The organism is Bellilinea sp. (genome assembly GCF_053501535.1).
Map to the genome: position 1 here is coordinate 1 of NZ_JBRCOK010000158.1, position 6,521 is coordinate 6,521.

General features: G+C 54.8%; 7 protein-coding genes. 4 read left to right on the forward strand and 3 right to left on the reverse strand.

Translation table 11 applies throughout. The annotated features are described in order from the left end of the window. Positions 1-327 precede the first annotated feature (327 nt). Both ACWIZX_RS14505 and ACWIZX_RS14510 read left to right on the forward strand, forming a co-directional pair. Positions 328-990, forward strand: coding sequence for a deoxynucleoside kinase (locus ACWIZX_RS14505; RefSeq protein WP_448336289.1), 663 nt, complete (start codon positions 328-330; stop codon positions 988-990). A 24-nt stretch (positions 991-1,014) separates the two neighbouring features. Next, on the forward strand, positions 1,015-2,019 hold the full coding sequence (locus ACWIZX_RS14510; protein WP_322792824.1) for a hypothetical protein: 1,005 nt from the start codon (positions 1,015-1,017) through the stop codon (positions 2,017-2,019). A gap of 630 nt (positions 2,020-2,649) precedes the next feature. Here ACWIZX_RS14510 and ACWIZX_RS14515 read toward each other — a convergent pair. Further along, positions 2,650-3,126: a heme-binding domain-containing protein gene (locus tag ACWIZX_RS14515; protein WP_448336290.1), complete on the reverse strand. Its 477-nt coding sequence runs from the start codon at positions 3,124-3,126 to the stop codon at positions 2,650-2,652. A gap of 180 nt (positions 3,127-3,306) precedes the next feature. On the opposite strand from ACWIZX_RS14515, the gene ACWIZX_RS14520 reads away from it, so the two are divergent. After that, positions 3,307-3,996 (forward strand): hypothetical protein, encoded by a 690-nt coding sequence (locus ACWIZX_RS14520; RefSeq protein ID WP_448336291.1) that lies wholly within the window; start codon positions 3,307-3,309, stop codon positions 3,994-3,996. A gap of 186 nt (positions 3,997-4,182) precedes the next feature. Here ACWIZX_RS14520 and ACWIZX_RS14525 read toward each other — a convergent pair whose 3' ends face one another. Continuing rightward, on the reverse strand, positions 4,183-4,374 hold the full coding sequence (locus ACWIZX_RS14525; protein WP_322792821.1) for a hypothetical protein: 192 nt from the start codon (positions 4,372-4,374) through the stop codon (positions 4,183-4,185). A gap of 17 nt (positions 4,375-4,391) precedes the next feature. Between ACWIZX_RS14525 and ACWIZX_RS14530 the strand changes: the two genes are divergently transcribed. Beyond that, entirely contained in the window at positions 4,392-5,696 is a 1,305-nt protein-coding gene (locus ACWIZX_RS14530) for a BCD family MFS transporter (protein WP_448336292.1), read from the forward strand. On the opposite strand, the gene recO is transcribed toward ACWIZX_RS14530, so the two are convergent. Further along, complete coding sequence (gene recO, locus ACWIZX_RS14535; protein WP_448336293.1) at positions 5,693-6,463, reverse strand: DNA repair protein RecO; 771 nt, start codon at positions 6,461-6,463, stop codon at positions 5,693-5,695. The genes ACWIZX_RS14530 and recO overlap by 4 nt on opposite strands. Positions 6,464-6,521 lie beyond the last annotated feature (58 nt).

Consider the following 6,521-nt stretch of genomic DNA (forward strand, 5'->3'; position numbering starts at 1 on the left):
CGAAGCGGGCGTGGATGTCAGCCAGCCATCTTTCTGGCAGGGCGGTTATGACTTCATCCGCCAGCAGATTGAAGCATTGCAAAGAATTCCGCTTGAATGAGGCATTTGCGGTACTTTGTTTATATTCTGACGAATGCGTACAATAGTTGGCCGAGAAGTAAAAAGGTTGCCTTTAGCCCCCACCTGCACCTCCCCCAAAATCGCCGGGCGATTTTGGGGGAGGCGGGAGGGGGAGTTTCCCTTCAGCAAAGGTGAGTGTCGCTGCGCTCGGAGTAACGTAAACAACACCATAACCCCCACAACAACCTCATCGCACAGGAGTCATCCATGTACATTGCCATAGAAGGCGTCATTGGAGTGGGAAAAACCACCCTGGCGCGGCTGCTTCAGCCGCGCTTTGAAGCCAACTTGCTGCTGGAAGTCTTTGAAGAAAACCCCTTCTTGAGCAGTTTCTACGCCGACCGGGCGCGTTACGCCTTTCAGACGCAAATCTTCTTCCTGCTCAGCCGCTACAACCAGCAGCGTTACAGCGTTCCCGCCCTGCTGGCCGAGGAAAAACCGCTGATCAGCGATTACACCTTTGAAAAAGACGCCCTCTTTGCGCGCATCAACCTGAAAGGCGATGAACTGGAAACCTACTACCGCGTTCACGAAGCCCTGATTGAAAAAATCATCCCCCCCAATCTGGTGGTTTACCTGCGCGCCAGCACCGATACCCTCTTGCAGCGCATCGCCCTGCGCGACCGCCCCTACGAGCGCAACATGGAACGCGATTACATTGCCGAACTCAATCGGGCGTATGATGATTTCTTCCTCTCTTCAAATCCGCGCTTTTCGGTGCTGGTCATCGAAAGCGACCCGCTGGATTTTGTGCGCAATGAACAAGACCTCGAATGGATCGAGAACCGCATCCGGCAGGCATTGCGCCTTTCCCCCTTTCAGCCGGAATTACCGCTGGATTCACCAGCCGAATCGGGGCATTCGAATTGACCTTTTCCCTGAGGAGGTAAGCCAATGCGCATCACTCTGGAAGCCCTGCACAAAGCGGCCCGCGAAAGCGCCGAGCGTTATGCGCGGCGCGACCGCAGTCTGGTTTGCATTTACCTGACCGGCTCGCTGCTCGGCGAAGAACCGCTGCTGGGCGGCACCACCGATATTGACCTGATCTTTGTCCATTCGACGCTGCCGCCCTACCCGCGTGAAATTGTGCGGTTGACCGACGAAATTCATCTGGACATTGCTCATCTGCCGCAGAGCGTCTTTCAGCAGCCGCGCCGCCTGCGTGCCGATAACTGGATCGGCTCCTTCTTGTGCGCCAACCCGATTGTCCTGCACGATATTGGGCACTGGTTCGAATTTACTCAGGCAAGCGCCGGCGCCCAGTTCGATCTGCCGGAGTATGTGCTGCAGCGCGCCCGTCTGTTCAGTGATCAGGCCCGTCAATCCTGGCTGGATTTGCAATCTCAGCCGGCCCAGGCTACCCCTCAACAAATTCATCAGTATCTGGATATACTCGAAAACGCCTCCAACGCCGTCAGTGTCCTGTACGGCACACCCCTGACAGAACGTCGGTTTTTAATTCAATTTTCCCAAAGGGCGCAAGCCGCCGGCCGGCCGGGCATGGCCGCCGGCCTGGCCGACCTGATTCAGGACGACCCGGCCAGTTTGGAATTGATTCAAAACCTGTTGGAAAACTGGCGGCTTGCCCTGCAGTCCGCTGGTAATCGGGAGGAAAAATCTCCCCGCCTTGACCCCACCCGCCTGCCGTATTACGAGCGCGCCGTCCTCGCGCTTGGCGAAGATTCACCCGCGGCGGCGTTGTGGCTGCTGCTGCGCACCTGGACGCGCGCCGCCCGCGCTCAGCCGGACGACGCAGCCGTTCTTAGCGGCTGGCAGAATGCCTGCGGCAGGCTGGGACTTTCGAGCGTAGCCCTGCCCGAACGCTTGAAAGCCGTGGATGCTTATCTGGATACGGTTGAGGAAACGCTCGACCTGTGGGGAAAACAGTACGGTGTGTAAAAATCTGCCGTACACACCCCCACAGGTGGGTATCCTGCCCTGCGGTTCTTTTTTTGTTTTTTCCACGTTATCTGTGGATAAATGTGGAAAAACTGTGGATAAGTTGATTTTGATGTGGAAAATTGGGGATAAATCCTCCAATTATCCCTCTCTCGGCTCGATCAGCGACCCCTATATATGGGGGTAGTCGGAGGAAGTGCGCCAGATATAAAAAATACCCTGAGAAACACTGCTTTTCCTTGTATTCATACACTTTTCATCCACAGAATTTCTCCCCAATCGGCAGAAAAAATCAGCCCCGCATACAGGGGATATGACAGCCCTGCCCCCCACCTGTACGGGCAAAATTGCAAAAACAGATGTTTTATCCACATATCCCCAGCCCCTACTGACTCTACGAATCTCTTTAAACTTTATTCAATTGGGGATAAGTTAACGTGAGTTCGGGATAAGATCAAAACCTTGCAGGCAATACCAACCACCCCCACCTGCACCTCCCCCAAAATCGCCCTTGCGATTTTGGGGGAGGCGGGGAGGGGGACAAAAATTCGAAAGTTGATCTAAAAATGATTTATCCCGAATTGACGTTAAGTTAATCTGACATGCACACCCACACCGCAATTAAGAGCGCTAATCATCATCCTCTTTTTCAAATGACTCATCCATGCCAAAGGTGGCTGTCAGACCCTGCAGGAAAGCCTGTTTTTCGTCTGCATTCAAGCGTGCTTCGGGATGCAAGGGCAAATAAAACCAGGGCGGCATTTCGCCATTTTGTACGACCTCAACGACATCATCGGCATCGTTTTTGCGTACTCCCCATTCCGATACATTGAGTTTTCTTCGCCCTTCGTTGACATCCCGGCTGATTAACCAGGAAACCGGCGCAATCTTGCTGTACCACGGCCAAACCGTCTGATTGCTGTGACAATCGCCGCAGGCGCGCAGGAAAGTTTCACGGGTTTGCGGGTTGTCCCAATTTGGTTCGGCAACTACCGGCGGGTTGGTTTGATCTTTACCAATCGGCAGGAATTGAATCAACGCGAACACGCCTAAAATGAACACAACTGGAATTGAGAAAATTGCCAGTGGAGAGTGAGAATTTGACATGATAAACCTCTGTAATAGGGCTTTGTATGTCTTTATAGTCGTCGTTTGTGACTAAAAGTTACGGCTGAAAAAATCTACAACGGATCAATCCATATCAACGATAAAAAATACCTTGAAAGTGACTCGATAATTTCTTATAATTTTCAGTGAATTTATCCAATAATACGGGAAGAACTTTTCATGAAACCATTCAACCGCTTTCAAATCTTTCTCCTGTTCGGGGGCATCTTCTTGCTGGCTGCGGCCGGCTGTGCGGGAAGCGGCGATTCACCTGCGCTGCCGGAGGTGTCCTCGCCGGCTGCGCCTACCGCCGTTCCGACCTTCCCACCCACGCCTGTGCCGACCGAAGCGCCTCTGCCAACCGCCGTTCCAACCCCCCTGCTGACGGACACACCCGATGTCGCTGATTCCTGCCTGATTGGACGCTGGATTGTTACCGATATGTCACCTTATTTTCAAACCGCGTTTGAAGGGACCGATATCACCTATCAGGGCACGTCCGGAAATGCCTGGTATCAGTTCAACCTTGACGGTTCTATTTTGCTTGAAGCGATTGAGTTCACTCAGTCTGCCTCCATCAAAGTCGGTACGACTGAAATCCCCATGGACGTTATTCTGGATGGTGTTGGCTTTGCTTCTTATCGAATTGAGGGCAATAAAGTGATCTTCAACAATCAGCAAACCAGCGGCATTGTTTTTCAGGTGGAAGTTTTTGGGGAGCGAACCGACCTGGAGGCGGCATTGTTGGGTGATGCAGCCAAGGGCGAAGTAGCCTTTTTATATGAATGTGTTGGCAGCAATCAACTGCAGCTCACTCCACCGCTCAACGACTACGCGGTCTTTCCAATCCTTTTGGAACGATATGAGTGATTCCGGCCTTCGCCTCTTCCTGTAAAATCGCCGCAGCGATTGGATGGGAAGGGAAAAAGTCAAACAGGCCGAAGGCTCGGAATTGAGCCCCAAAGCGCCAAAGCGATTCAAAAAAATAATGCCACTCCCAGCGCAGTGACACGCACCCGTTCTGATCAATTGCCCCCTCCTTCGCCTCCCCCAATATCACGAAAGCGATATTGGGGGAGGTGGGTGGGGGTCAAAAATCAGATTGCCGCGCTCGCTCAACAGGACGTTAATCCATGAATGCTCTGCCGTGCCGCGGGTGATAAAGGTCATTTCCTTGAAGAATGAAAGGATGATTTGAAATTCATCCGTTTTACACAGGCCATTCTTTAATTCGCCTTTAATCGCCATGGCTTACAATGGCGATTATGATGAGAAAAATCCTGCAAATCTCGTTCATTCATGTTGCCGTGGCGATGACGCTGGTGCCCATCAACAGCACCCTCAACCGTGTCATGATCAAGGAACTGGCCCTTTCCGCTGCGCTGGTTTCCCTGCTGGCCTCCCTGCCGTATCTGTTTGCTCCCATTCAGGTGATGATTGGGTCATACTCTGACCGTCACCCCATTTTGGGCTGGCGGCGCAGTCCCTACATTGCGCTGGGGTTGCTTTTGTGCGTGGCAGCGCTGGGGGTTGCGCCGTTTGCTGTGTTCACCATGCCGGAAAATCCGCTGCTGGGGCTGATTTTCACCCTGCTGACCTTTACTGCGTGGGGCATGGGCTACAATCTGGCAGCGGTCAGTTATTTTTCGCTGGCTTCGGAACTGACCGGTGAACGGGGACGCAGCCGCACAGTAGCGGTGATGATGACGCTGATGATTATTGCCATCATCTTCACGGCCGCCACACTCAGCCGCCTGCTGGTGAATTACTCACCGGAGCAATTGCAAACCGCTTTTTTGATGGTTGCCGGGGCGGCCTTGCTGCTGGGAATGATTGGGCTGGCAGGACTGGAACCGCGCCATTCCAAACCACTCCAAAGTGTGCCGGATGAAGAACGCACCGGCTGGACCAGCACCCTCAAAGTGGTGTTTGCCAACCCGGTGGCGCGCCGTTTTTTCTTTTACCTGATTCTGCTGCTGGCGGCCATTCTCGGTCAGGATGTGCTGCTGGAACCGTTTGCCGCCCAGGCGTTTGACCTGCCCGTGGCGGCTACCACCCGCATCACCTCGATTTGGGGCACCTGCATGCTCATCACGCTGGCCAGCGCCAGCCTGCTGGAGCGGCGCATGGGCAAGCGGCGGGTTGCCCAAATTGGCGGCGGGGTTGCCGCGGCAGCCTTCCTGATGATTGCGCTGAGCGGATTGCTGGAAATCAGCGCCGTATTTTACGCCGGGGTGGTGTTGCTGGGGCTGGGCAGCGGCCTGGCAACCGTGTCTAACCTCTCTTTGATGCTGGACATGACCACCGAACGGGTGGGACTGTACATTGGGGCGTGGGGCATTGCCAATGCCCTCTCGCGGCTGATTGGCACACTTTCCAGCGGCGTATTACGTGACCTGATCAGCCTGCTGAGCGGCAGCCCGCTGGCAGGGTACGTGATTGTCTTCTTTCTGTTTGCCGTCAGTCTGATGGTGTCGCTGTGGCTGCTGCGCCGCATCACCGTGCAGGGTTTTCAGCAGTACAACCGTCCGCTCAGTTTTGCCGAGCGTGCCGCAGCGCTGAACGATTAATCGGTTTTGCGCCGGCGCACGGCGCGTAAAAACCCGGGTGTATTCAATCCGCGCTCCAGGTAATAAGTCAGGTAATCCTGCATGCGGGTTTCCATTTCTTGCTGAACCGGCACGGGAATCACCGCGCGGGTGGCTTCGGCGTAGGTGCTGCGTTGAAAATGGCGCAGAAAACGCAGGGCATTGACCGAAATGGGGCGGGCGGAGGCATCCTGTGAGCCGCAGCGCGGGCAAAGCACCCCGCCTAGCAGCGGAGAGAAGAACTGGTCCTGTGGCTGAATCTCGTCGCCGCACCCCACACAACGGAACAACTCCGGGCGGAAGCCGAGCAGATCGAGCAGGCGCAGTTCGTAGTAACGCAGCAGTGTAAAGGGCGGTTGACCTTCGTTCAGGCGCTGCAAAGTAATGGCGAGCAGGTCGAACAGGGGGCGGTTTGCGCCTTCTTCATAAGTGAAGCGGTCGAGCAACTCCACCGCATAACTGGCATGGGCAATCCGCTCCAGGTCTTCGCGCAGGGCAAGGTAAGCGGCCACCGTTTCGGCCTGGGTAACAATCCACAGATCCCGTCCGTGCGCCAGCATCAACTTGACGCGTGTAAACGGCTGCAAATGCCCGGCTTTACGCGAACGCAGCCGCCGCACGCCTTTGGCAATGGCGCGCAGTTTGCCCTCTTCACGGGTGAAGAGGCTGAGCAAGCGGTCGGCCTCGCCCCAATCGCTGTGACGCAGGACGATGGCCTCGACCCGCAGGGTTCGCTCGGCTGGCGGCATAACAATTCCTGTGTGTTTAAGGTGAGGTAATTAACGTCAATTCGGGATAAATCATTTT

Bases quoted from the DNA above. Each gene is read 5' to 3' on its own strand.
- ACWIZX_RS14505 (WP_448336289.1), top strand. From the start codon at position 328: ATGTACATTGCCATAGAAGGCGTCATTGGAGTGGGAAAAACCACCCTG.
- ACWIZX_RS14520 (WP_448336291.1), top strand. From the start codon at position 3,307: ATGAAACCATTCAACCGCTTTCAAATCTTTCTCCTGTTCGGGGGCATC.
- ACWIZX_RS14525 (WP_322792821.1), bottom strand. From the start codon at position 4,374: ATGGCGATTAAAGGCGAATTAAAGAATGGCCTGTGTAAAACGGATGAA.
- ACWIZX_RS14510 (WP_322792824.1), top strand. From the start codon at position 1,015: ATGCGCATCACTCTGGAAGCCCTGCACAAAGCGGCCCGCGAAAGCGCC.
- ACWIZX_RS14530 (WP_448336292.1), top strand. From the start codon at position 4,392: ATGATGAGAAAAATCCTGCAAATCTCGTTCATTCATGTTGCCGTGGCG.
- recO (WP_448336293.1), bottom strand. From the start codon at position 6,463: ATGCCGCCAGCCGAGCGAACCCTGCGGGTCGAGGCCATCGTCCTGCGT.
- ACWIZX_RS14515 (WP_448336290.1), bottom strand. From the start codon at position 3,126: ATGTCAAATTCTCACTCTCCACTGGCAATTTTCTCAATTCCAGTTGTG.